General features: G+C 66.1%; 1 protein-coding gene. It reads right to left on the bottom strand.

Annotation, left to right across the window (positions count from 1 at the left end; all coding sequences use genetic code 11):
* The coding region (locus tag J5M73_RS31440; RefSeq protein WP_243434009.1) for a sugar phosphate nucleotidyltransferase at window positions 1-439 on the bottom strand (439 nt) is incomplete at both ends.

Below are 439 nucleotides of genomic sequence, written 5' to 3'. Positions count from 1 at the left end.
GCTTGATGTCCGCCGCGATGTCGCACACCTGGTTGTCGTAGAAGTACAGCCCCGTCACCGCGTAGTTCGAGCGCGGCTTCGCGGGCTTCTCCTCGATCGACAGCGCGCGGAATTCGCCGTCGAACTCGACGACGCCGTAGCGCTCCGGATCGTGCACGTGGTATGCGAACACCGTCGCGCCCGCCTGCCGCGCCGATGCCCGATCGAGTTGCTTCGCGAGATCGTGGCCATAGAAGATGTTGTCGCCGAGAATCAGCGTCGACGGATCGCGGCCGACGAATTCCCGGCCGATCACGAACGCCTGCGCGAGCCCGTCCGGCGACGGCTGCACCGCGTAGCGGATGTTCATCCCCCACTGGCTGCCGTCACCCAGCATCGCCTCGAAGCGCGGCGTGTCCTGCGGCGTCGAGATGATCAGCACATCGCGAATGTCCGCCAC

The organism is Pseudomonas sp. 50_B (genome assembly GCF_017491625.1).
In the GTDB taxonomy this organism is placed as follows: Bacteria; Pseudomonadota; Gammaproteobacteria; order Pseudomonadales; family Pseudomonadaceae; genus Aquipseudomonas; species Aquipseudomonas danubii.
The sequence above is the reverse complement of the archived record's forward strand: the minus strand, read 5'-3'. Positions and strand labels throughout refer to the sequence as shown.